This is a genomic window from Bradyrhizobium sp. WSM1253, assembly GCF_000244935.1.
Taxonomy (GTDB): Bacteria; Pseudomonadota; Alphaproteobacteria; order Rhizobiales; family Xanthobacteraceae; genus Bradyrhizobium; species Bradyrhizobium canariense.
Genome location: NZ_JH600073.1, coordinates 5,706,902 through 5,729,749 on the forward strand (window position 1 = coordinate 5,706,902; position 22,848 = coordinate 5,729,749).

Below are 22,848 nucleotides of genomic sequence, written 5' to 3' on the forward strand. Positions count from 1 at the left end.
CTGCAACATGTCGTCTCCTCAATTGTCTCGGGCGTAAGGCGCGGGATTTCCCGTTTGTGCTCCTTGGCCGGCGCTCGCAGTGGAATCCGAGCGCCGAGGCTTTGTCGGGTTTCTGTCAGAGCCCTTGCAGCTGTCCGGTCCGCCACAGCACGCTGGCGTCCGAGTCCACGCTGTTAGTCGAGGGTTATCAGAGGCTTAATGCAGGTGCGAAGGAAATGGCACGCCAGTTGCTAACTGGATGGAGCAACAACGAGCGAGGGCTGAGGGCACGCCGACGCTGATGGCGAGCGATGGCCTCCTTCCCGAAACTCGTGTGCCCATGGTTTCTACGAGAGAAACAGGCTCGCGCATTCGGCGCGAAAAATTAGCAATCGGTTGATGGAGAGCAACATGTCTTCGCTGAGACAAATCGCGTTTTATGGCAAGGGTGGCATCGGCAAATCGACGACGTCGCAAAATACGCTGGCGGCCCTTGCTGAGCTGGGCCAAAGGATTCTGATCGTCGGCTGTGATCCCAAAGCGGACTCGACTCGCCTCATCCTGCACGCCAAAGCGCAAGACACCATTCTGAGCCTGGCGGCGAATGCCGGCAGCGTCGAGGACCTCGAAATCGAAGACGTCATCAAGCTCGGCTACAGGGACATTCGATGCGTCGAGTCCGGTGGTCCGGAGCCGGGGGTCGGCTGCGCCGGACGGGGCGTGATCACGTCCATCAACTTTCTGGAAGAGAATGGCGCTTATGAGGACATTGACTACGTCTCTTACGACGTGCTCGGCGACGTCGTCTGCGGCGGCTTCGCGATGCCTATCCGTGAGAATAAGGCACAGGAAATCTACATCGTGATGTCCGGCGAGATGATGGCGATGTATGCCGCCAACAACATCTCGAAGGGTATTCTGAAGTATGCGAATTCCGGCGGCGTGCGTCTCGGCGGCCTGATCTGCAACGAGCGGCAGACCGACAAGGAGCTGGAGCTTGCCGATGCTCTTGCCAAGAAGCTCGGCAGCCGGCTGATCTACTTCGTGCCGCGCGACAATGTCGTGCAGCACGCGGAGCTGCGCCGAATGACCGTGCTGGAATACGCGCCGGACTCCAAGCAGGCGGATCACTATCGCAATCTCGCGACCAAGATCCACAATAATGCCGGACAAGGCGCTATCCCGACGCCAATCAGCATGGACGAGCTCGAAGATATGCTCATGGAGCACGGCATCATCAAGCCCGTCGACGAGAGCCAGGTCGGCAAGACCGCTGCCGAGCTTGCCGCTATTTCGGCATAGTTCATGTTGTCGGCCTTCTCGATCCGGGAAGGCCGACATCGTCCACTCAGAAGCTGTGCGAAAGTTATGATCGGCACACAAGCAAAAACGGCCGACACGATCTCATCTCGCGTATCGGTAGCTCACGCCGCCGAGCAGCGCGACGCGAGTGAGCTCTACCAGCTTCTGACCGGGCGCCATCCGGCAGAAGTCGACATCAGCGACAATGATGACTTCGATCACCATGTGCTCGCTTGCATTCTGGCCACATCAGCCATGGATGGCGGCCAACTTCCCGAGCGGGCTGGCTTGACCAACCAGGAGCTCAATGCGCTGTTGGTGCAATACTTCCCATCCACCCCGGTCAGGAGCTATACCTGGCGCGATCAGTCCGCCTTACCGGCGCCTGACGAGACAGTTATGGTACGCGACCTCCTGCTTGCGCAACGTTCCACTCGTGGCGAGGTTGGCGGCTGGCTCGCGACGATGATCGCGCGGCGCGCCATGGAGCCTAATCACTTGTGGGAAGATCTCGGCCTGCGGAAGCGGGATGAATTGTCCCGTGTCCTCATGCGCCATTTCGGGCCGCTGGCGGCTCGCAATACGAAGAACATGCGCTGGAAGCGCTTCTTCTATCGCATGCTATGCGAAGATGACGGCCTGGTGATGTGTACCACGCCGGTCTGCACGGAATGCAATGATTTTGATCTTTGCTTCGGCGAAGAGAGCGGGGAGAGCCGGATGGCCGGACGTCGGCGGGATCATCTGCGCCGCCTTGATGACGCCGTCCAAGCCGTCCCAAGCTTGAAAGGCTGAGTTCATTATTGATACCCCTCTTTGGCGCCATTGCGGGTATATCCTACGAGCTTTCGGCCACCTGTCGCATGGAGGGTGTAAACAGGTCGGGGCGAACGATTGCGCGCACCCGACCTAGGGTCGAGGCGGCGTCTGATGATCGTGGGTTGATAGCTCGAGGAGCCGACAATGCGCCGCTGAAGGAAGTTGCCGTCGCACTCAGACAGCTCCGTTGCGGTGATACCGGCGTGCTGCTATCCGAACTGGAAAAAACCGCGGTCGTCGGTACAGCCCCTGCGTCCCGTACCGTGCCGCTTAACAAGGCGATTGTCGACGAGCATGTCTTTACCAATGAATCCGGCATCCACGTCCACGGGCTGTTAAAGGGCCCGGCGCAGCTACGAAGGGCTCGACTCGGGGCCGCCCGAGCGCTCCCTCCGGATTGTAATGGCAAGCATTCAGGGTTCGCCGCGATCACCTTGCTGCTGTCGTGCAACTTTCTTTCGGCGCCGAGCAAAGCGAAACCATCTCCGCGCCCGTCCGCAAGCATGCCATCGAGCACCAAGGTCTGGTTGCGCAGGAAACGGTGGTGGCGATCTGGCGCGACATTCACGAGAGCTCGCTCGTCACCAGCGAATCAGCCACGCGCGTCGCGCGATCGGGTTGAAACATTCCAGCCTGGTCGTTTCTGGGCGCGGATCGAGATGGAGGTTGAGAATGACGACGGATGGGATCCTTGCACGATTGAACAAGGCCTCTGCGGCAGAGGATTTTTTTGCACTGCTCGGCGTCGAGTACGATGCGAAAATCGTCGATGTGGCGCGGCTTCATATCCTGCGCCGCATGGGCCAATATCTCGCAGGCGAGGAGTTGACCGGTGCATCTGATCCTGAGATCGCCGCGCGTTGCAGGGCCACGCTTGAGCGCGCCTATGCCGACTTCGTCACGTCCTCGCCGATCGAACAGCGCGTATTCAAGGTGCTAAAGGATGCGACCGCACCACAAGCGAACAAGCATCCCGCATTGGTCCAGCTCGATTTGTTGGAGTGAATTGAGCTTATATGTCGTGCTCTGGACCGTGAAGGTCCCAAGAGCCTCACAGCAAGCCATGGCTTCGAATTCAAGCGGAAAGTTGCAGTTGCCCTCGCGGATCCGCAGTTCATCACCACGGCTCCTTAGGGGCCAATCACGATTCACCGCCGATATTTCCATCCTTTCGAGCTGGTACGCAGGTGTAGCTATCTCCTGCAATCATGTGCCGGCAGCGGGACCGCACATGTTGCGCGGAAAACTCAGCAATGTTCAGATGAGTGTCTTCTGTCGCATTCCGGACACGAGTCAGTACGATCTCGAATGTTTCGACCTCGTGAGAGGCCGCCAATCCGACTTCGTTCTTCAGTAAGATTGTGAAATAGCGGTCAATTTTCATCGCCTGCGCAATTGGTACGACAATTGCTGACATATGCTCAGCTAGTCTGGAGCAGCGCATGCACGTCTTGGTCCGCATCGATTGTATTTTTGAAGCCGCGCAGGTTCGCGCGCGCTGCCTGCCGGCACCATAATGCGTCGCGACGCCAAAGCGATGGTCGCATACCTGGCTGAGCTGAAAGGTGCGTTTGATTCGTGCGCCCCCGTTGGCCGATCCGTGGCCGAGGTTTCGCGGGGAGAGCCGTTGCTCAACAACGCCGGCCGTGCGGCGCTGTTGACCGGGCGCCTTGAGCGCCGCCCCTCCTGTCCTCGCCAGGAGTTGCGGGCCTGTCGCTATGATCGGCAAGAAACAAGCGCACTCGGAGCAATGAGATCGCGCTTCCACCGGCAACGACGCGGCCGACAATCGTACCAGCCGAGCCCCTCGCAGGTCCTCGATCTGTTGCACCTCGGTTGCATCTCTAAAATGAGGAGGACCAATCGATCGGCACGCGTGACCGGCCCGGTCGGTGCCTTAGCAGTGCCGGGAACCAAACCGTCGTCCCAGAATGCCGCATCCGGAACGAACCGGAAGCGCATGCTTCCGGGCTCGTCGTCAAGATCCAGCAACGGCTGTGTCGGCCCCGCGCTGCTGCCACGCGGTGCTGTCGCGATGCCGGCCGGCATCCGGCCCGACGCTTAACTGAAGAGATCTTCAAGCGCAAATTCCAACCTGGAGGCGGAGCATGCGCCGCTGGCGAGCCGCTACTGAATGCGAATGGGAGTACAGATGATGAGCACCGCACCGAAAAGTGCAGCTCCGGCCGCGGGTGGTGGTCGCGCGGCGACCAAGAGGGAACTGCCCGAGCGATTTAAGCCGTATAAGCACGTCTGGGTTTTCATCGAGCAGGAACGCGGGGTTGTGCACCCCGTCTCATGGGAGCTGATGGGGGCCGGCCGCCGGCTCGCCGACAAGCTCAATGTTGACCTCGCCGCGGTTGTCATCGGCCCGGTCGGGGAGACAACGCAGCAGGCGGTCGCCGAATCCTTCTGCTACGGCGCCGACCTCGCATATATCGTCGCGGACAATCTCTTGGCCGATTATCGCAACCAGTCCTATACGAAGGCCCTGTCAGAGCTGGTCAACACTTATAAGCCGGAAATCCTACTCCTAGGGGCAACAACACTCGGCCGTGATCTCGCCGGCTCAGTGGCCACCACACTGCTCACCGGCCTAACTGCCGACTGCACCGAGCTCGATGTCGATGCCGACGGCTCGCTTGCAGCGACCCGGCCGACGTTTGGCGGCTCACTGTTGTGCACGATCTACACACTCAATTATCGTCCACAGATGGCAACCGTCCGTCCGCGCGTGATGCCGATGCCCAAGCGCGTGAAAGGCGCCGTCTCGCGCGTCATCTCGCATCCGCTCGGGCTTGTAGAAGAAGATATCGTCACAAAGGTCCTGTCATTCCTGCCAGACCGCGATTCTACAAAGTCCAACCTTGCCTATGCCGACGTGGTCGTCGCTGGAGGGCTCGGTCTGGGATCGCCTGAAAATTTCCAACTGGTACACCAGCTCGCGGACGTGCTTGGCGCCGAATATGGCTGCTCGCGGCCGCTGGTCCAGAAGGGCTGGGCCACCTCGGACCGACAAATCGGCCAGACCGGGAAAACCATCCGGCCAAAGCTCTATATCGCGGCCGGCATTTCCGGCGCTATCCAGCATCGCGTCGGCGTGGAGGGCGGCGACCTCATCGTTGCCATCAACACTGACAAGAACGCTCCGATCTTCGACTTCGCCCATATCGGCATCGTCACCGACGCTATTCGACTGTTGCCGGCATTGACCTCTGCATTCCGCGCGCAGCTATCGCCGCACTCGCACGACCGCATCGCTGGCTAGGGGAGCTTGTTATGATTCAGGAAAGATTCGACGCCATCGTCGTCGGTGCTGGCATGGGCGGGAACGCGGCGGCGCTTACAATGGCCGAGCGGGGGCTGAAAGTGCTGCAGTTGGAACGCGGCGAGTATTCCGGGTCGAAGAACGTGCAAGGGGCCATCCTTTATGCCGACATGCTGGAGAAGCTGATCCCGAACTTCCGAGAAGATGCGCCGCTTGAGCGGCATCTAGTCGAGCAACGCTTCTGGATCCTGGACGAGCGTTCGCACACCGGGATTCACTATCGATCCGATGATTTCAACGAGGAGAAGCCGAACCGCTACACCATCATCCGCGCCCAGTTCGATAAATGGTTGTCGCAGAAGGTCCGCGACGCCGGCGCTACAGTGCTGTGCGAGACCACGGTGACCGAGCTCCTCCAGGATTCCTATGGCAGGGTCGTCGGGGTGCGCACAGACCGCGATGGGGGTGAAATCCATGCAGATGTTGTCGTGCTGGCCGAGGGGGTGAACGGAGTGCTCGGGACGGGCGCGGGCTTAAGAGGGCGGCCGAAACCGGACAAGGTCGCACTCGCGGTTAAGGAGATGCATTTTTTGTCACGCGAGACAATCGACGCTCGCTTCAATCTCAAAGGCGACGAGGGGCTCGTCATCGAAGCGGTCGGAACCATCTCCCGCGGCATGACCGGTATGGGCTTCATTTATTCCAACAAGGAATGCATCTCGCTCGGTATTGGCTGTCTTGTTGCCGACTTCCAGCGTACCGGCGAGACGCCTTACGGCCTGCTCGAGGGTTTCAAGCGTCACCCATCCGTCGCGCCGCTCATCGAAAGTTCGGAGGTCAAGGAATATTCCGCGCACTTGATCCCCGAAGGTGGGTACAGGGCAATCCCGCAGCTTTGCGGGGAGGGCTGGGTGGTCGTCGGAGACGCCGCCCAACTTAACAACGCCATCCATCGCGAGGGGTCCAATTTGGCGATGACGTCGGGCCGTATCGCGGCGGAAGCGATCTGCCTTATCAGATCGCGAAAAGATCCGATGACGGCCAAAAATCTTTCACTTTACAAGAAAATGCTAACTGATTCTTTTGTGATCAAGGACCTGAAGAAGTACAAGGATATGCCGGCACTCATGCATACCCACTCGCAGAACTTCTTTCTCACATATCCGCAGCTCTTCTCCAGGGCGATGCAGGATTACGTGCGCGTCGACGGCACACCAAAGCTCGAGAAAGAGAAGCTGATGCTGAGCTCGTTCATCAAGGCGCGGTCTTGGAGTGGGCTGTTTAGCGATGCCCTGCGCATTGCCCGAGCCTGGCGGTGATTCAAACCTAAGACAACGACGAACGACGGAGCCAGAAACAATGCCGAGCGAGCCATCCCAACGTGTCGAGGATAAACTATTCTACAACCGTTATCTTGTCGATTCCGGCCGTGCCCATATCAAGGTGCGTCCGCACACCACGCCATCCTCGCGGCTCTTGTCGATGTTGAAGGCCTGTCCTGCACGGTGCTACGAGCTCAGCGATAAAGGTCATGTTGAGGTGACAGTCGACGGGTGTATCGAATGCGGCACCTGCAGGGTGATCTGCGAAGAAAGTGGTGATATCGAGTGGAGTTACCCACGCGGCGGTTACGGTGTCCTATTCAAGTTCGGTTAAAACTTCGGGTGAGAGCCCTGCCACGGCGGCTACGTCGTTCTCGCGATGCAACTAAATCACGCGTGAAATCGGCGTTAACCCGGTCACGTTCAACCGGTGTCCCAATCTTTCCATCTACCCGGCGGGCCCTTGCATGTGGACAAACGCAGTTTTCGGTTTCCGCTATAATATTCCCGAACATAGCCAAAGCGAGCGGATCCGAAGCAAGGGTGCAAACGCAACGTCGTCCGTCTCGGATCTGGTCAACGGTCTGGTTGTCTTCCGGAATATCTGGCCGGTTTCGTCCTCCCTGGAAGGTTGGCGGTGATCCGCCCGCCGCCACCGGCTCGCTGCTTATCACCTACTGACGGAATGTTGGAAGCAGGCCTTCGCTCGCCGTAGCCACGACCCGACAACATGCCATCCCGCGCCTTGTAGACTAGAAAAGCACGAGCGCATCACGAAAATAGCGCATTCTGAGTCCTTCGCGCGACCGCCGGTTCCGCGTTCGTCAGGCGGACTGCGCGCATGCACCACACAACTTTGCACTTCCATTCCGCTGTATCGCCGGGATATATCGTCCGCCGGAGAGCATGACGATGGTTCGGGTACAAAAGAGCAGGGCAGGAGCTAACGCGTGGCGAGCAGATGCAGGGCGTGAGAGTTCGATTGGCGACATCCAGGCTCGCATAGTCGAACTGAGAAGCTTGCCGCGCGAGAAGCTCGCGGATGCGGCGTTCATGCTCTCGATGAATGCACGAAGCCAGCGCGAGTTGATACGAGAGGCAATCGAGAAGCGCGCCGCGGTCGAGTTGGACTTTGATCCGCCGGCGAAAGGGGATTTGGCGACCTATCTCGCCAATGATGTGGTCTCGACCTTACGCGACCACGTTGCTGAACTTCCGACCTTGATGGACCTCTTGGTTCAGCGAGCGCCTGACGTCGGCTTCACCGTCCATCGGGAGGAGGCCGTTTCGCTGCTCGCCGCAATCGTTCGCGAGCAGCGGCTCGAAGGAGTCCTTGAAGGCCTCAGGCTCGCCGGCCTTCTGAACGAGCCAGCTAAGCATCGCCATGGCGGGTTCTGTTCAGAAGTGGATTTGGGGGAAGTTGCCGCCCGCACGTGAGTGGCGAGGGCGCTTTGAGGACAATCCCTGCAGATGGAATGTCTACAGGCAACAGCGACGTCGGATATCTCGGCGCCTGCTTGCGAGGTCAAAACCGCTTGAAATTCGCGGCGCAGCTCCTTGTCGTCCGTTTATCGCTGACGCGGAGCTGCCATGCACGCTCCATGGCAGTCCCGAGCGCGTATAGCTCGGCGACCGTCGCGTTAGTCAACCCGAGGACCGCGGTTCGGAGCTTTCATGTTCAGTTGTAGCACGCGCGGTGCGCTGCGCTCCTCGATCCTGGAGCCTTTCGCTAACAGCCAAGCAAGGGAAATCACCGAAGGAGACGTCGACCGAGCCGCGGCGATGTGTCAAAGCGGCGAAAGGCGATCGCTCATAGCGAGGCGCTCTGGTGAAATCGACCGTCCTTGTTCCGGTCATCACTGGCCGCGCGCTGGCGAACGACGGGGGAAGGGCAAGTATTCCGCGAGCTACTCGGCAACAGCGGACAAGCTCAGTGGCGGTCCGCCGCAAACTGACAAAGGGTCTTCTCGGGTCACGCTGGATCGTCGGGGTGAACGCTCTGCCGCGCGTCTGCCATACACTCATGATCGTTGATCGATTTCCGGAGAATTGCGCCGGAAGTCGCCTCGCCTATTTGCTGGGTTGCGAGCCGCACCGGGATTTCGTCGAACCTCGCGTGCACGAGCACGGCGAAGGCTTGGCCAAAACACGCCGCCGCGTGCGCCGAACAGCGTGTTCCGCGCAACTACCGGGCCTGATACGTTAGTAGGCCCGCTCAGACGCCAGGAAAGCGCCTCGCGTGCTGTGACCAGCCGCACTTCACTGAGCTGCTGCAATAGTCTGACCGCATCCGATCGCAACTTCCATCGCGATCAGCACGACTATAACCCGTCCAGACGCAGCGAGCGCCGTGTCTCGATGATGCCCGTCGGCGCGTTGGCCGTTCCGGAGATGGCCCGCAGTTTGCGCTGGAGCATCTCAAGCCGCTCCTTCAATTCGTATCCGTCTTTCAGGCGCGAATAGAGCCGCTCCAGCGCCGGCTTGCCCAGAGTGCGTCGGGCTTCTCGGCACTGGCTGCGCGGCCCGCCACACGCTGCTGGACCAGGAGCGCATCGCCGATCAGCTGGAGAATGCCCTTGGGTCCTCGCGCGGTCGGCCGCGCTCGGCTAGTTCGCGTGCAAAGGGTGTCTTCGCGCCGGCGGCCGCAGGATTTCCGATTCAAGGAGGGAGGTAGAACGATTGTTCGAAACGGCACAGGTTGAGCAAAGACGGGGCACCCATGTGTGTCCAATTTCATCCAGAGTATGTCAGCTAACTCACACGGCGAGCCTTGCGGGGACGGAACGTTTCAATGCGCAATCAGAGGCTTAAGCGCGGTGGCGGGGGTGGCATAGCTGTTGCTATCGAAGTCCCGCAGACCGAGCGGAGGCTATGTGCACACCCGGTCCGACATGGCGGAAGCAGGACGTTAGCGGTCGACCCAGGTGCGGAAACTGAAATGCCGTTTCGAGCGGTCTCCACACAAGGCCCGAGTAAAAAGGCAAGATGGACCTGGACCATGCATATCGAACCGGGAATAGTAACAGGCGCCAAGCTTGTGTTGAGCTACGCCATAGGCCTTGCGACGTGCTGCGTCGCCGCCAAGCTTCTGGTCGAGGCTATCCGCGAGCGGGGCGCTCTGTCATTTGCCCTGCAAGCCATCGCCGCGACGCTTGTGTTCATGTTCTTCGAGATCCTGCCGCACTTTGCGGTTGGCGTCTCCGAGGTGCGCTTCGTCCCCGGCTCGATGCTGTTTCTGTTGTTCGGCGCGGCGGCGGCTGCGTTTGGTCTTGCGCTCGGCCTGTTGCTGGAAAACATACTCTTTGTTCCGGCCGACCTGCCGCAATTTGGTATGAATGCCACGACGCTTCTGGTGCCGTTGTTTGCGATGCAGGCGCTCGCCAGTCGGCTCATCCCGTCCAACACCGCGCATCGCGATCTGCAGTACAGCAAGGCGCTTGCCCTCTCGACGGCGTATCAGTCTGGTATCGTTGTCTGCGTCACGTTTTGGGCCCTCTACGGCGCGGGCTTCGGCGCCGCCAATCTCTATAACATCGCATGGTTCGGGGTTTCCTACGCACTTGTGTCCCTCGTCCAGCTAGAGGTTGAGATGGCTGTGCTGGCGCTCGCGAAACAAGTTGGGCGGCGTGACTGCGGGCGGAGTTGTCGCCAACCGCCTGTAGAAGGCATGTTGCCGCTGATAACAACGATGGCCGTCGGAGCGCCCGTTTTGCTCAAGCGATGCATACGCTTTCCCTTACAGTTGCCGTGAGCAGCGACCGCGGACGGCGCGTGCTTGCTGCTATCGGTGCCAGAAAGGCGGCCGAGCTTATGCTCATTTCGGACAAGGCCACCGGGAAATCTTATCACGCCGACTTGCGGCCGGCCGTCTGCGCCTGCCTCGTCGCTAATCAGCGGACGCACACGACGGAGTGCGTCCTGCCGGTGCGCGATGCAGCCGAGGCGGACTGCCGCAATGACGTGGAGCACGGGCCCGATTCGCTCAGCGCAGCAGCCGGGTCGCACAGCATCGCGGGCGAGGTTGGAGGTGAGGGGAGGGGTGCGCTGCTGATTCAGGAGGAATCATCTGTCGAGCGATCTTACCTACGGAACATTAGCACTGCTGCGATCGAGCGCCTTTGGCCACTTGGCAGCGCTCTGCTGCGCTCGTCGGGAATGGTTGCGGTCCGACAAAGAAAATCGCCATGCCAGGCTTGATCGTGGTGTTGACCATGCTCGCACTGTTCAGCATCGTCCTGGCCGGCGGGCTGACGGGGCCGGCAAAGGTCATCAGCACCGACACCCTTGAAATCAACAGAACACGCGTTCGACTCTGGGGCATTGACGCGCCGGATGAGACCCAAATGTGCCGAGATATCAAGGGTAATCCATATCAATGTGGCCTCAGGGCCGCGCGCGATCTTGAAAGCTTCGTTGAAGATCGCGAAGTCAGTTGCGTGCCAGTCCTGGAGGATGAGTGTGGACGGACGATAGCGACCTGTTCAGCTGGTGGCACCGATATTGGAGAATGGTTGGTGCGCAACGGTCTCGTGCTCGATTGGAAGCAATACTCCAGGGGACGATACTATGCTGCGCAACGCGCGGCCGATCGTGCCGGGCTGGGCTTATGGGCGGGCAGCTTTGCCGTACCTTGGTTATATCGAGCCTGCATTCGGTTGGGTGGTCGACCAGCCAGCTGTTCTGACGACGCGAACGCACATCCTTGATGGCTACCCTACACCAGAATACGCGGTTGCTCCGCGTGAGATGACAGTCACGGGCGAGCTGGCTCGATCGGGAGTGAGTCAAGTTCACCACTGCCGCCCCAACCATGCTCAACGAGTAGGATGGTCTCGTACTCTTGGGCGGGATGGTCGGAAGCAGTTCGGAGCAAATGAAGACGCTCTGCCGATCATATCGTTCTGTGATGCATCTTCTCCCCTGCAGCTCCGTAGGGCAGACATCGTATGACTCGGGCAAGCGAACTTTCTTAGCTGGCGCCCCGGAGCATCAGCGGCATACCTGGGATCCATTACTGTTCTATTCGTATTCGCGAGTTCGGTGGCGAATTGTTCGTGCCGCTCCGCGTGGTACATCGGGCCAGACGCCATGGCCGTGGGCACGCCGGTTGCCGACGGGCGTATCGTCCTCACCATGGGCGTTCGCGTTGCGACACTGAGGCTAGCGGTCAACGGGTCTCGGCCCAGAGGGCCTGCATCGGCATCTGGTTTACGGCGACTTTCTTCGGCCACAGTATCACCGGGGCCGTTGTCGGCGCAGCGCCCTCGGCGGTGCGCTGGAACGCGCCCAACTCAATTGTCCATGCCGGACAATCACGGCGGCAAGTCTCCGATCCTTGCGGCGTTGACCTAGTGGGGTCAATGCTTTCGACGTCTTCGTCAGGACACGAGCTTCAGCCCGACAATGCCGGCCACGATCAGTCCGATGCTGGCAAAGCGAAACGCGGCGGCCGGCTCCCCGAACAGGATGATGCCGAGCGCCGCGGTGCCGACCGCGCCGATGCCGGTCCAGACCGCATAGGCAGTTCCAATGGGCAGCGTCTTCAGAGCGAGGCCGAGCAGGATCACGCTGCCAGCCATGGCCACGAGCGTGAGCACGGACGGAACGAGCTTGGTAAAGCCCTCGGTGTATTTGAGGCCAATTGCCCAGGCGACTTCCAGGAGGCCGGCGACCAACAAAATGCTCCAGGCCATGGCGACCTCCGTTCATGGCGGGGTCGTCCCCGCGGCTGATGTGATGATGAGCGGCAAGGCCGTCCTCGCCTGGGCTCCCGATTCGTTTCGATCAGTTAGGGTCAACTGCTCTCAAGGATGAGCATTCCGACCTCAGTGGCTCGGCGAATTCACATGTTCGACAAAGCAGAAAACCGTCCGCGCCGTTCATGCGACTGGCAATCTTGCCAAATGTTGCCCCTTCGAAGAGATCCTTGTGTCTGTCGCGGAGAAGGTTGCCCAGAACGTGCCGTCGCTCAAAATCCATGCAGCAGAAAGTAACGTCGCCGTTTGGGAGAAGAACATTCCGATATTGCCGTTCGTCAGGACATGTCAGCGCTCCAACGATTGGCTGTCGTGCTTCAACCATCCTAAGCTCGCCGCTCGCAGGCCTGCTGCGCGGGGGACGCGAGCGAACGAGCGCTTCGTCAGGTATTATGTCGACTAGTTCGGGATGCACCTCGCCCATGACTATGAAGAGCAGTGACGAAATGCCGGCATCAACAAGTTGACGCACCAAATCGACATAGTTGCGCCTGACGAGACCACTGTCCATATGCGTACCGTCGTCAAAAACGTGCACCAGGAAACCGCGGAACTGCAACGCACGCAAGCGTCTTAGATCCCGCCCATTCATTCCTACGAGGGTTGTGAAAATCCGGATTCCATGGCCGCACGCGTAGGCATGCTCAACCATTTCGGTGCAAGCCGGATTGAGCCAAGGCTCCGAATACCCGGAAAAGCTGATGTCCACAGTTGCTGGTACGCGCGCCAGGCACCGCTTGAAATCTTGCAAAGAAAGATGCTTCACGTCGGATATAGCTCTTTGCCGTTCGGCGAACTTGTCCTGCTGGCAATAAGAACATCCGACGACACAGCCGGTTGTCGTGGTTACCTCCAAGACCCTGCCGCCACTAATTGCAGAGCGCAGCTCCTGTGCAGTCATCGATTGTATATTATCCAAGTCCGCGCTCCGCTATTAAGAACAAAGAGATCTTTGAGGGGGCACCCTCGCGTTGCCTCCCTCATCCGGTTCGCTCATGCATCATTCCCGGTGCGTCGCCCATCCCTGCGGCACGGCACGGTCGCAAGCCGCGGCCCCGATAGATGAAGACAGCGCCGAAGGCTCACTCACCTTAGCGCCCCAGTCCAGCAGGACCTGGTGGCTGCCGAGTGCACGTGCATCGACCGCGGCGATCTAACCTCTCGCTTATTCCAACAAGCATCACTCATTCCATTGGCGGTATGATCCATAAACCGACGCATCCGCGACAACTGTCTTCGCAATGGCACAACGGAGGCGCAACTGCGATCGATAGCGTACAATATGACGCTATGTACGATTCAAGCTCTTTCGAAATCAATTGAATGGCAGCCTTCCTATGAAATGTGAGGCCGTTGCCGCCGCCCCCAGGCGCGTCAAGAACCTCCGACCGACTGATTGCCTGAGAAGCTCCAAGCAGCTGGTCGGATATGCGACATGCGTCGCAAGCTCGACAGGAATGATACAAAAAATGCGAAATTTCAATGAGCGCTGGCTGGCATGCGACTTGCTATTTTCTCCGCAGAGCCAGGTAAAGCGAATTTGAGCAATGACCAGTCTGACTGAGAGCGCAAGTCAAGTCGGGGCGGCGAACCTGCTGAGCGTCGGTTCGCGGGCCCCCTCGATCAAAGTGGAGAACTGGCTACGCGGCCAGCCCGTTAGAAAGTTCGAACGTGGGAAAGTATACATCCTCGAATTTTGGGCGACGTGGTGCGGACCATGTATCGCCTCGATGCCAAATCTGGTGGTCCTGCAAGACAAATACAGGAACAACGGAGTTGAGGTGGTGGGCATCGCGGCTCATGAACAAGCTTCGACGGAAAACGAAGCACGAGCCAGCTTGGAGGCTTGGTTGACAAAAAGTTTGCCAAGTCTGAACTACGCAATCGCATTCGACTACGCCGGCGAAATGAACAAGCTTTGGCTGGATCCAAGCTTTTCTGTCGGGATGCCCACGTCATTCGTCGTTGACCGTGACGGCCGCATCGCCTTTATTGGCCATCCGGCGCAGCTCGATCATGCCTTGCCCAAAATTCTGAACGGATCCTGGGCAATGAGCGCTGACGCCAAAGCGCTGGATGCGGAAAGGATAAACACGGGCCGACGCAGAAAGCGTGAGCTATCGCGGAAGAGAGCTCTGGTGGAGCCGATCTTTGGCAGACTCGACCCCGCCATGAAGAGAAAGGATTGGCCGGCAGCCCTTTCAGCTATCGAGGAGGCCCTTGCGGCAATGCCGGACGAGGTCACCTTCCGTGGGCTTCACTCGGAATTGTTGCTTCACAAGATACGCGACCTAGGGGCTGGCCTGCCGGTGTTGCGCCTTTTAGTTCGCGACGCAATCGAGAAGAAGTCCGTGGTTTGGATGAGCGTCGCGATCCGACAACTGTTCGACCCCGCAAAGGACTACTCCGATTTTCCACATGCGGAGCGCTTTGCCATGGGCAAGGAGCTCTCCGAACACATATTGGCGGCGAATCCGCCCCAAGGCAGCGAAGGCGCGAAGTTCCTGTCGTACGGGGCGGTCGCTCAGTACTATTACGAGACCGGTAAGAGGGACCGCGCGATGGAATTGGTCGAGGTGGCGCTGAAGTGGCTGGATGCAGCGCCTGCCTCCGATCTAGCGAAACGGGACGCCGTGCAGCGCTCCGTCCAGGCCTTGGCGAGCTACAGGACTGAGAAGCTCTCTTCCGAGGAGTGCTGTTCAGCCCCGCAAAACACGGCTCTCGAAAAACCGGAACCGAGATCGCCAAGGGAGGCAGCGTGAGCAATGCTGCTTGGCATGTCTTTTCGGCCTCGTGGTTTTGCGATCGAAATCGAAGCCTCGTGGGAATGTCGGGGCATTCACATGAAGTGAGGACAGGAGGCGCGAGCCGGTGAACGTAGGGGAGGCCGCACCACCATGAGTTCTGATGGCGAGTGTTTCCTCAAGGTTGGTCGCTCCGACGCGATAGCGGCGAGAGTGCCTGCTGAAGTGAAGAGTGGTCGACGGCTGCTAAGATTGGCGTCCTAGAAGATGCTGGATGGCATCTTCGAACAACCAAAAAGATAGAAATGGGTGGTGACGCTGATGCTTTCCAGCTCTCAAGGAAGCTTTCTCAACGTTCTTTCGCTGCTCTTGGAAGCGGTTCAGAACTTCGTTCCGTGTGGACGGCAAGCCGATTCGGGAGAGGCGCCAGTCCGCGGCTGTGGACTGTGCTGTTCGGAGACGTCAGATTCCCCTGCGCCCCCCAGTGAAGGAACACTGAGCGAAGCTGTACCTTCATTGAGCGCCCTCTTTGCGAGCACGGCGCGGCGGCCAGCATGATGTACAATCAGCGCCAGCGCCGCTCTGTCAAACCCGCCGCCCTGTTTCGGAAATCTGGGCCCTGGTACAAAGTGCTATACGTCCAGGTACTTATAGCGATCCTGATTGGCATTCTCGTTGGCTGGCTATGGCCCGCTGTGGGGACGAGTAGCTGGGTCAAAGCGCTTGGTGATGGGTTCATCAAGCTGATCAAGATGGTGATCGCGCCGATCATCTTCTGCACTGTTGTCTCCGGGATTTCGCATGTTCAGGATGCACGAAAGGTCGGCCGAGTCGGCGTCAAGGCGCTACTTTACTTCGAGATCGTATCAACCTTCGCGCTCATCCTGGGTCTTTTGATGGGCAATCTCGCTCAGGTCGGTCATGGGCTCGCTCCCAAGGGGGATGCCGCGGCCGTCGCCAACTACGTCAAGACGGCGGAAGCGCAGAAGACGGTCGATTTCCTCCTCAATATCATTCCGGATAGTGTAGTTGGCGCCTTGGCCCGAGGTGACGTGCTCCAGGTGCTACTGTTTGCCATCCTATTCGGGTTCTCCCTGATGGCGCTTGCAGAGGGGGGTGAGCGGATGCGCGGTCTGGTTGACGATGCTGCACAAGCGGTGTTTGGAGTCATTAGGATCGTAATGAAGGCAGCGCCGATCGGGGCGTTCGGCGCCATGGCCTACACTATCGGCGAATTCGGACCGTCCGCGCTCGGTAAACTCCTCGGATTGGTTGCCCTGTTTTATGTGACAGCCGGGCTCTTTGTGATCATTGTGCTTGGCCTGATCGCGCGCTTGGTAGGCTTTTCTATTCTAAAGTTCATCAGGTACATCAAGGATGAGCTGCTGATCGTGCTCGGAACATCGTCATCCGAAAGCGCGCTGCCGCAGTTGATGGAAAAACTGGAACGGCTCGGCTGTTCGAAGGCGGTCGTTGGCCTTGTGGTGCCGACAGGATACTCTTTCAATTTGGATGGGACGAACATTTACATGACGTTGGCGACCTTGTTCATCGCGCAAGCGCTCGGGGTCGATCTCAATTTCGGCCAGCAGCTCACGATACTTATTGTGGCGATGCTCACCTCAAAAGGCGCAAGCGGTGTTACCGGTGCCGGCTTTGTCACCCTGGCAGCGACCTTGACGGTGGTCAGTCCTGAGCTTGTCCCTGGCATTGCGATCGTATTCTCGATCGATAAGTTCATGAGCGAGGTGCGTGCGCTTACCAACATCATCGGGAACGGTATTGCAGCGGTGTTCGTGTCCTGGTGGGAAGGCGAACTCGATAATGTTTCGCTACACGCGCAGTTAAAATAAATGTGCGAGCTCAGCCTAGATCGCCGACGAATGCCTCGGGCCAACAAAGCCGTACCGTTCAATCCTGACTGGTAGCAGGCGACCATCCGGTGGAGACATGTGTCGAAAGCGAGCCGGCTCGACCGTTTCCCTTATGAGCATCATTTAGATCACGCATGATCTAGGCTTAGTAGCTAGAATCGCCGATTCGGATGACGGTCGTGCATGGCGAACTCATCGTGGACTAAAGCGCGAGGATCAGGCAGCAGGAGAACCCTGTGGCGAAGGTCACAGTTCATCAGTTTACGAACTACGACATCGCTTCCGATAAGATGGTTGGGTCGAGACGTTGCAGCGCGCGTGAGGCTATCGTTGTCATCAAAGCGAACGTCCTTGAGAACACCGCTGTAGAGGTCCATGGCCCTGTGCTTGGGAGAGAGCTATCGCCAAAGTTTGGTGACGGCCTGAGCCGGTTAGGCGGCGGCGGTCGTGGGCTGGCGGTCGGTGACTTGGCGATGACCTCGATCCCCGTCCTTGAATTTCACACCGAGCACGAGCTTTGAGAACTGGTTATGACCGTCGAGGCGGCGCCAGCTTCTCTGCGCGCCCGCGACCAGTTTGAAGACCATCGCGAGCGCGGTCTTGTTGGCTAGGCAGCCCTTCGATCGGATGGTGCGGTGGCACAGGGTGGCGAAGGTGCCTTCGATGGGGTTGGTCGTGCGTAGGTGTTTCCAATGCTCGGCCAGGAAGTCGTAGAAAGTCAGCAGCGTGTGTCGATCCTCGCGCAGGCAGTCGGCGGTTTTCTCGTATTTCAGCGTGTAGCTCTCGATGAAGGCGTCGAACGCCAGCTCGGCTGTGACCTTGATTTCGCCCATCGAGATCTCCTGCAAAAGGGCGTTTGGCTCTTGGGTAGCTTGGCAAGTACGTTGGCGGTCTTGTGCACCCAGCCGCGCTGCAGACACGTTTTCGGCCAGACCTCACCGGCTGCCTTCCAGAAGGGTCGGGAAAATCGCGCGCCTGCAGTTGACGAATCCGCTGACCGATCAAGGCCGAGCTCCTCGGGCGTCTCCGTGAGAATTATGCGGCTGAGGGGCCTTAGTGGTTTTGTCGCACTTGCCAGATAGTTACGCACTGCATCTGTTCGATAGGGTGGCGGCCATCGACGTAGCGCCATTTCAGCGGGTGGTTCGGGTCGCGCCGCCATTGCTCGAGTGCACCGGGCGCGCGCCGGATGACCGTGGCCGCCTCTAATGCGGTCAAGTTGGGGGTGCCCGGCAGCTTATCGATGTCGAATGTCGCGGGCCGCGGCATGTCACGGTTCTTGCAATGGCGCTTTGTGGCGCTCGGCAGTTTCCTACTACCTGGCGATCCAAATGCCTCGATTTGGGTCTTTTTTCGTCCTTGCTGCCCATGGCCTCGGCCTTGAAGCGTGACCGGTCTGACACAATAAGATCGTAGGCATCCCTAGCAAGAAAGAAATCTAGAGCGCGGCTGTTGCCATAGAAAAGCCGATGGTCAACTCGCTTTGTACTACGCAAGACACGAGTATAGCGGAGCGTATCAGGGCGCTTCGGGCGGCGCAGGACGTTCGAATGTCGATCGAGTATCAGCGGTAGAGCTGGCGTTGTCCTATGTGCATGAGCGCGAAGTAGCTGACTCTCAAGGAAGCTTTTTCAAGTTTTCTATCGCTGCTCTCAGACGTGATTTAGAACTTCGCTTCGCGTCGACCACAAGCTGATTCGGGAGAGGCGCCAATCCGCCAGCAATGGACGGGACCATCTGGGGCGTTCAGACTCCCTGTGCCGCTCACCGAAAGACCAGCTGAGCGAAGCCGTACCTTCATTGTGACCCATCTCTGATACCACGGCGCCGGGTCGAGCATGATGTACATTGACCGCCAGCGCCGCTCTGCAAAGCCGACGCCCTGTTCCAGCCATCTGGCCCGTGGTACAATGTTCTTTACATTCAGGTGCTCATCGCGATGCTGATTAGCATTCTCGTTGGCTGGTTGTGGCCTGCTGTGGGGACGAGTAGGTGGGTTAAAGCGCTTGGTGACAGTTTCATCAAGCTGATCAAAATGGTGATGGCGCCGATCATCTTCTGTACCGTTGTATCCGGAGTTGCGCACGTTCAGGATGCACGAAAGGTCGGCCGAGTCGGCGTCAAGGCGCTGCTTTACTTCGAGATCGTATCAACCTTCGCGCTCGTCCTGGGTCTCGTGATGGGCAATCTCGTTCAGGCCGGTCGTGGGCTCGCTCCCAAGGCTGATGCCGCCTCGGTAGCCAATTACGTCAAAAAGGCGGATGGGCAGAAAGCGGTCGATTTCCTCCTCAATATCATTCCGGATAGCGTGGTTGGCGCCCTGGCGCGAGCCGACGTGCTACAGGTGCTGCTGTTTGCCACCCTATTCGGGTTCTCGCTGACGACGCTTTGGCGAGGGGGTGAGCGGATGCGCGGTGTCTGGTTGACGACGCTGCGCACGCGTGTTTGGTGTCATTAGGATCGTGATGAAGACAGCGCCGACCGAGGCGGTTGACGCGATGGGCTACACCAGCGGCGAATTCGGACCGTCCGCGCTCGGTAGACTCATCGGATTGGTTGCGCTGTTCTATTTGACAGCTGGGCTCTTCGTGATCATTGTGCTTGGCCCGATCCTGCGCTTGGTCGGTTTTTCTAATCTAAAGGTCATCGTCTACATCAAGGATGAGCTGTTGATGGTGCTCGGAACGTCGTCGTCCGAAAGCGCACTGCCGCAGTTGATGGAAAAACTCGAACGGCGGGGCTGTTCCAAGCCGCTCGTGGGCCTAGACTAGTGGTCCTGACCGGATACTCTTTCAATTTCGCTGGGACCAACATTTACATGACGTTGGCGACGTTGTTCATCGCGCAGGCGCTCGGGGTCGAACTCAACTTCGGCAGCAGCTCACGAAACTGGTTGTGGCAATACTCACCTCGAAGGGCCCAAGCGGTGTTACCGGTACTGGTTTCTCCACCCTGGCCGCACCGTTGACGGTGATCAGTCCTGAGCTTGTCCCAAGTTTATGAGAGAGGCGCGCACGCTTACTAACATTATCGGGAGCGGTATTGCCGCGGTATATGTGTGCTGGTGGTCCGCTGTCGCGTCGTTTCCTTACCGCGATCTGATGTCGGGAGGGAAACGCGCCGTTTTTTAACGAGGAACCCTGGAGATAAATTGAAGAGCTTCGAGGCCTGAAGCTGCAAACCAAGTGTCCAAACGGGAGCGTCCCTGCGGGGAGACTCGGAACCGCTTTCACGGCTGAATGGCTCGAGCCACCTCTGCGTGCGCATCTGAACGAAAACAGCGGCTTCAGCGCCAGCGTTTCTCCTCACAGTCATACGTCTTCAATAACGGGTCACTGATGGCTATCAGCTCATGTTTGAGTACCTTGTTGCTAGTGACGGTCCTCGGAAGCCTCGGGATAAACGCGATGTACCGTGGCACCTTGAATTCAGCAAGCCGAGCACGCGCATGCGCGAGAATGCACTCGACCTGCAGGTCGGCTCCAACGCCTCGGCTTTTCAGCTCGACGTAAACCTTGACTTCCTGGCCCCACCTCTCATCGGGAACAGGGACCGCGGCCACATCGGCGACCTCGGGGAGCTCGCGAATAATAGTCTCCACCTCGTACGCAGCAATATTTTCCGTAAACCGGCGGATGGTGTCCGTCCTACGTCCCACGAACCAATAAAAGCCGAGTTCGTCGCGCCGTAATAGATCACCCGTTTTAAACCATTCGCCGTCAAAGCTGTTGACGTTCGTCTCCGGCCTGTTCCAATAGCCCTTGAAGATTCCACGTCCCCTTACCCACAGCTCGCCAACTTCGCCCTCTAAAGTAGGGCTTCCATCATCGTTCACCAAGAGCAACTCCCGAAAGGGAGAGCGAATCCCGACCGAGCCAGCCTCATTCATTTCTGCGAGATCTGGAGGCATTTGCGTGCCGTTTCCTATTTCCGTCATTCCATAGGGGTTATAACCGTGCACGCGAAAGTGCTCGCGATAGCGACGTACCGTTTCGCCGCGCCACCCGTCGTACTGCCACACCTTTCTCAGACATGTCGGTACATCGTAGGCGGCATCCGCGACGAGTCTCGGAAGCGCACACCACTCGATGCGAAATGTCGCCAGCCAATGCATGAACCGCGATGGATCCAATTGTTGGGCGACGTACACCGTCCCGCCCTGTCGATATGAGTTCAAAAGAATGAAGGGCCAACTCATATAGGATGAGGACGCCCAACTCAGATACCTCTTGTGAGGATTAAGGAAGGCAACTACGGACGAACACACTCCCCAATAGTCGTGCGTCAGCATGCAGCCTTTGGGAAAGCCTGTCGTCCCCGAGGTATATTGTATGGTTAACAGGTCCTCAGGCTGGACATCCTCGTCCACCGGAGAATCATCGCTATCCTTGAGCAATTGGCGCAAACTGATCGCTGTCCCGCTGGAATCTTGACCGACGGTGATCACTTGCGCATTTATAAGCTCTTGCGGCCAAGGATCCATCGCGCAAAATACTGGCCATGCAGATTCGTCGACTATGGCGAATTTGGCCTGGCTCTCATCCAAAATGTGCGCGATCTCCCTTGGCGTGTAGCACATGTTGATAGGGACCATCACCGCGCCGAGCTTTGCAAGCGCGAACCACAGGATGGGCCATTCGATCCGATTGGGCAGCATCATCCCGACGCGATCGCCCTTCCGCACTCCGAATGCGCGCAGCCCATGCGCACAACGGTTGGATCTCCGATCCATCTCGGAGTAGCTCGCGCGCTCATCGCGCTCGAACACATCAATGGCGGTTGTGGAGCCGTGTGTTAACGCCCGCATCGACACAAGCTGTCCCACTGTTGTGGCTTCATATGCGGCCTCCAGTGCGTCGCTCCTGCGCAGCGCGTGTGCCATGCGGTCGTGCAGCTTGCTTGATGTCCAGTTTTTAGAAGACATTATCATGAACCTCGGGTTAGGAGACAATGAAAGGCTGGGCTAAGCTGGCGCGACAATTCCCTTCGATAAGTCCGTTAGCCTGCGAGCTAGTAGTGGAGCGTACATTGTCGATAGTGATCGGGGCACTACCTACTCTGGTGAGCAAATCGAATGCCACACAGCGGCGCTCAAAGGGGCATGCCGTTAACGAGTAGCAGGCCGATGTGGATGCCGACTGCAGTGGATGGTGCCCACGGATGCGAACAGGATCAACTTCCAGCCGCGATCCACCATCTTGCTCCTCGTGCAGCTGAACCGACTGGCTCGGAGGGAACGCCGCCTGTGCCTTCACTTCCAACTCCACTTGCTGGTGCGCGGGAAAAGGCATCTCTCGCGTAGCAGATTGGCGCCCGCTTCTCCACTAACGCGCGGAGGTTCAATCGTGCTTCCCAAATTGATTAATTCCTTCGAACCAGTGTGGTGTCACCGACCCGATCGTCACGAGGGAGCCGCTGGCGACGATCTCAAAGCCGCTCGCCCGCGGCGTTACTGTTTGTGGCAATCGTCTAGTCCGAACTCGCAACAGCTGGTCGTGCCCCAAGCACACCGCGGCCTCTGCATCGAGAAGGATCCGCCACTCGAGCGCCGCCTCGTCCGACGGCAGAAAAACCGCCTGTTTGTCTACTCATTCAGAGGGTTGGTGCGCACGAAGCAGCCAAAAGACCCACGCGTGAGCGATCCGTCAAAGCCGTACCGCACCGAGGGGGCGGGTTAAGGGTGCGCAGCGGAGTTGGCCAGTGTTTTTCAGATGAGCAGAAGCAGAACCCAGAGCGGCTCCTTAAATTGCCAAGAGGCCTTCGGCATTGCCGCCGGAGGCGTTT

Annotated in this window: 17 protein-coding genes and 2 pseudogenes; 13 read left to right on the forward strand and 6 right to left on the reverse strand. The window is 58.6% G+C overall.

Annotated features, from left to right (window positions below):
• Positions 1–390: 390 nt before the first annotated feature.
• The 4 genes from nifH (at position 391) to nifW (ending at position 3,105) form a co-directional block, all read left to right on the forward strand.
• Positions 391–1,281, forward strand: coding sequence for a nitrogenase iron protein (gene nifH / locus BRA1253DRAFT_RS28250; RefSeq protein WP_007600043.1), 891 nt, complete (start codon positions 391–393; stop codon positions 1,279–1,281).
• Between the two features lie 66 nt (positions 1,282–1,347).
• Positions 1,348–2,076 (forward strand): nitrogen fixation protein NifQ, encoded by a 729-nt coding sequence (locus BRA1253DRAFT_RS28255; protein WP_007600045.1) that lies wholly within the window; start codon positions 1,348–1,350, stop codon positions 2,074–2,076.
• 469 nt (positions 2,077–2,545) lie between these two features.
• Positions 2,546–2,722 (forward strand): hypothetical protein, encoded by a 177-nt coding sequence (locus tag BRA1253DRAFT_RS43775; RefSeq protein WP_157158627.1) that lies wholly within the window; start codon positions 2,546–2,548, stop codon positions 2,720–2,722.
• A gap of 50 nt (positions 2,723–2,772) precedes the next feature.
• Positions 2,773–3,105, forward strand: coding sequence for a nitrogenase stabilizing/protective protein NifW (gene nifW / locus BRA1253DRAFT_RS28265; RefSeq protein WP_007600046.1), 333 nt, complete (start codon positions 2,773–2,775; stop codon positions 3,103–3,105).
• Between the two features lie 136 nt (positions 3,106–3,241).
• Here the strand turns inward: nifW and BRA1253DRAFT_RS44590 are convergent, their stop codons facing one another.
• On the reverse strand, positions 3,242–3,829 hold the full coding sequence (locus tag BRA1253DRAFT_RS44590) for a hypothetical protein (RefSeq protein ID WP_198288265.1): 588 nt from the start codon (positions 3,827–3,829) through the stop codon (positions 3,242–3,244).
• A gap of 423 nt (positions 3,830–4,252) precedes the next feature.
• Here BRA1253DRAFT_RS44590 and BRA1253DRAFT_RS28270 point away from each other — a divergent pair, with 423 nt between their 5' ends.
• The 6 genes from BRA1253DRAFT_RS28270 to BRA1253DRAFT_RS41865 all read left to right on the forward strand — a co-directional run bounded on the left by BRA1253DRAFT_RS28270 (position 4,253) and on the right by BRA1253DRAFT_RS41865 (position 11,396).
• Positions 4,253–5,368 (forward strand): electron transfer flavoprotein subunit alpha/FixB family protein, encoded by a 1,116-nt coding sequence (locus BRA1253DRAFT_RS28270; RefSeq protein ID WP_007600052.1) that lies wholly within the window; start codon positions 4,253–4,255, stop codon positions 5,366–5,368.
• An 11-nt stretch (positions 5,369–5,379) separates the two neighbouring features.
• Positions 5,380–6,687: an FAD-binding protein gene (locus BRA1253DRAFT_RS28275; protein ID WP_007600053.1), complete on the forward strand. Its 1,308-nt coding sequence runs from the start codon at positions 5,380–5,382 to the stop codon at positions 6,685–6,687.
• A gap of 40 nt (positions 6,688–6,727) precedes the next feature.
• Positions 6,728–7,024, forward strand: a complete 297-nt coding sequence (locus BRA1253DRAFT_RS41855; RefSeq protein WP_007600062.1) for a ferredoxin family protein — start codon at positions 6,728–6,730, stop codon at positions 7,022–7,024.
• 572 nt (positions 7,025–7,596) lie between these two features.
• Positions 7,597–8,127 carry a hypothetical protein gene (locus tag BRA1253DRAFT_RS28280; protein ID WP_245285976.1) on the forward strand — a complete coding sequence of 177 codons (531 nt, stop codon included), beginning with the start codon at positions 7,597–7,599 and terminating at the stop codon, positions 8,125–8,127.
• 1,561 nt (positions 8,128–9,688) lie between these two features.
• On the forward strand, positions 9,689–10,441 hold the full coding sequence (locus BRA1253DRAFT_RS28285) for an energy-coupling factor ABC transporter permease (RefSeq protein WP_007600065.1): 753 nt from the start codon (positions 9,689–9,691) through the stop codon (positions 10,439–10,441).
• Between the two features lie 433 nt (positions 10,442–10,874).
• Positions 10,875–11,396, forward strand: coding sequence for a thermonuclease family protein (locus BRA1253DRAFT_RS41865; RefSeq protein ID WP_007605661.1), 522 nt, complete (start codon positions 10,875–10,877; stop codon positions 11,394–11,396).
• Positions 11,397–12,068: 672 nt separating this feature from the next.
• Here BRA1253DRAFT_RS41865 and sugE read toward each other — a convergent pair.
• Complete coding sequence (gene sugE, locus BRA1253DRAFT_RS28300) at positions 12,069–12,383, reverse strand: quaternary ammonium compound efflux SMR transporter SugE (protein ID WP_007600067.1); 315 nt, start codon at positions 12,381–12,383, stop codon at positions 12,069–12,071.
• A gap of 91 nt (positions 12,384–12,474) precedes the next feature.
• Complete coding sequence (locus BRA1253DRAFT_RS28305; protein WP_007600068.1) at positions 12,475–13,365, reverse strand: radical SAM/SPASM domain-containing protein; 891 nt, start codon at positions 13,363–13,365, stop codon at positions 12,475–12,477.
• Positions 13,366–13,993: 628 nt separating this feature from the next.
• Between BRA1253DRAFT_RS28305 and BRA1253DRAFT_RS28310 the strand changes: the two genes are divergently transcribed.
• Positions 13,994–15,208, forward strand: a complete 1,215-nt coding sequence (locus tag BRA1253DRAFT_RS28310) for a TlpA disulfide reductase family protein (RefSeq protein WP_007600069.1) — start codon at positions 13,994–13,996, stop codon at positions 15,206–15,208.
• Positions 15,209–15,747: 539 nt separating this feature from the next.
• Positions 15,748–17,043: a C4-dicarboxylate transporter DctA gene (gene dctA / locus BRA1253DRAFT_RS28315; protein ID WP_035995447.1), complete on the forward strand. Its 1,296-nt coding sequence runs from the start codon at positions 15,748–15,750 to the stop codon at positions 17,041–17,043.
• A gap of 452 nt (positions 17,044–17,495) precedes the next feature.
• Here the strand turns inward: dctA and BRA1253DRAFT_RS28320 are convergent.
• A pseudogene (locus BRA1253DRAFT_RS28320) lies at positions 17,496–18,019 on the reverse strand (transposase); the annotation flags it as partial.
• Positions 18,020–18,117: 98 nt separating this feature from the next.
• Positions 18,118–18,333 carry a hypothetical protein gene (locus tag BRA1253DRAFT_RS45400; protein ID WP_245285977.1) on the reverse strand — a complete coding sequence of 72 codons (216 nt, stop codon included), beginning with the start codon at positions 18,331–18,333 and terminating at the stop codon, positions 18,118–18,120.
• A gap of 572 nt (positions 18,334–18,905) precedes the next feature.
• On the opposite strand from BRA1253DRAFT_RS45400, the pseudogene BRA1253DRAFT_RS28330 reads away from it, so the two are divergent.
• Positions 18,906–20,195: pseudogene (locus BRA1253DRAFT_RS28330) on the forward strand (cation:dicarboxylate symporter family transporter).
• Between the two features lie 155 nt (positions 20,196–20,350).
• Here the strand turns inward: BRA1253DRAFT_RS28330 and BRA1253DRAFT_RS28335 are convergent.
• Complete coding sequence (locus BRA1253DRAFT_RS28335; RefSeq protein WP_007600072.1) at positions 20,351–21,988, reverse strand: class I adenylate-forming enzyme family protein; 1,638 nt, start codon at positions 21,986–21,988, stop codon at positions 20,351–20,353.
• Between the last annotated feature and the right edge of the window lie 860 nt (positions 21,989–22,848).

What these genes read in the sequence shown, in the direction of transcription:
- nifW (WP_007600046.1), top strand. Translation starts at nt 2,773, where the DNA reads ATGACGACGGATGGGATCCTTGCACGATTGAACAAGGCCTCTGCGGCA.
- nifH (WP_007600043.1), top strand. Translation starts at nt 391, where the DNA reads ATGTCTTCGCTGAGACAAATCGCGTTTTATGGCAAGGGTGGCATCGGC.
- BRA1253DRAFT_RS28275 (WP_007600053.1), top strand. Translation starts at nt 5,380, where the DNA reads ATGATTCAGGAAAGATTCGACGCCATCGTCGTCGGTGCTGGCATGGGC.
- BRA1253DRAFT_RS41865 (WP_007605661.1), top strand. Translation starts at nt 10,875, where the DNA reads ATGCCAGGCTTGATCGTGGTGTTGACCATGCTCGCACTGTTCAGCATC.
- BRA1253DRAFT_RS45400 (WP_245285977.1), bottom strand. Translation starts at nt 18,333, where the DNA reads ATGCCGCGGCCCGCGACATTCGACATCGATAAGCTGCCGGGCACCCCC.
- BRA1253DRAFT_RS28335 (WP_007600072.1), bottom strand. Translation starts at nt 21,988, where the DNA reads ATGTCTTCTAAAAACTGGACATCAAGCAAGCTGCACGACCGCATGGCA.
- BRA1253DRAFT_RS28310 (WP_007600069.1), top strand. Translation starts at nt 13,994, where the DNA reads ATGACCAGTCTGACTGAGAGCGCAAGTCAAGTCGGGGCGGCGAACCTG.
- dctA (WP_035995447.1), top strand. Translation starts at nt 15,748, where the DNA reads ATGTACAATCAGCGCCAGCGCCGCTCTGTCAAACCCGCCGCCCTGTTT.
- BRA1253DRAFT_RS28280 (WP_245285976.1), top strand. Translation starts at nt 7,597, where the DNA reads ATGACGATGGTTCGGGTACAAAAGAGCAGGGCAGGAGCTAACGCGTGG.
- BRA1253DRAFT_RS28255 (WP_007600045.1), top strand. Translation starts at nt 1,348, where the DNA reads ATGATCGGCACACAAGCAAAAACGGCCGACACGATCTCATCTCGCGTA.
- BRA1253DRAFT_RS41855 (WP_007600062.1), top strand. Translation starts at nt 6,728, where the DNA reads ATGCCGAGCGAGCCATCCCAACGTGTCGAGGATAAACTATTCTACAAC.
- sugE (WP_007600067.1), bottom strand. Translation starts at nt 12,383, where the DNA reads ATGGCCTGGAGCATTTTGTTGGTCGCCGGCCTCCTGGAAGTCGCCTGG.
- BRA1253DRAFT_RS28270 (WP_007600052.1), top strand. Translation starts at nt 4,253, where the DNA reads ATGATGAGCACCGCACCGAAAAGTGCAGCTCCGGCCGCGGGTGGTGGT.
- BRA1253DRAFT_RS28285 (WP_007600065.1), top strand. Translation starts at nt 9,689, where the DNA reads ATGCATATCGAACCGGGAATAGTAACAGGCGCCAAGCTTGTGTTGAGC.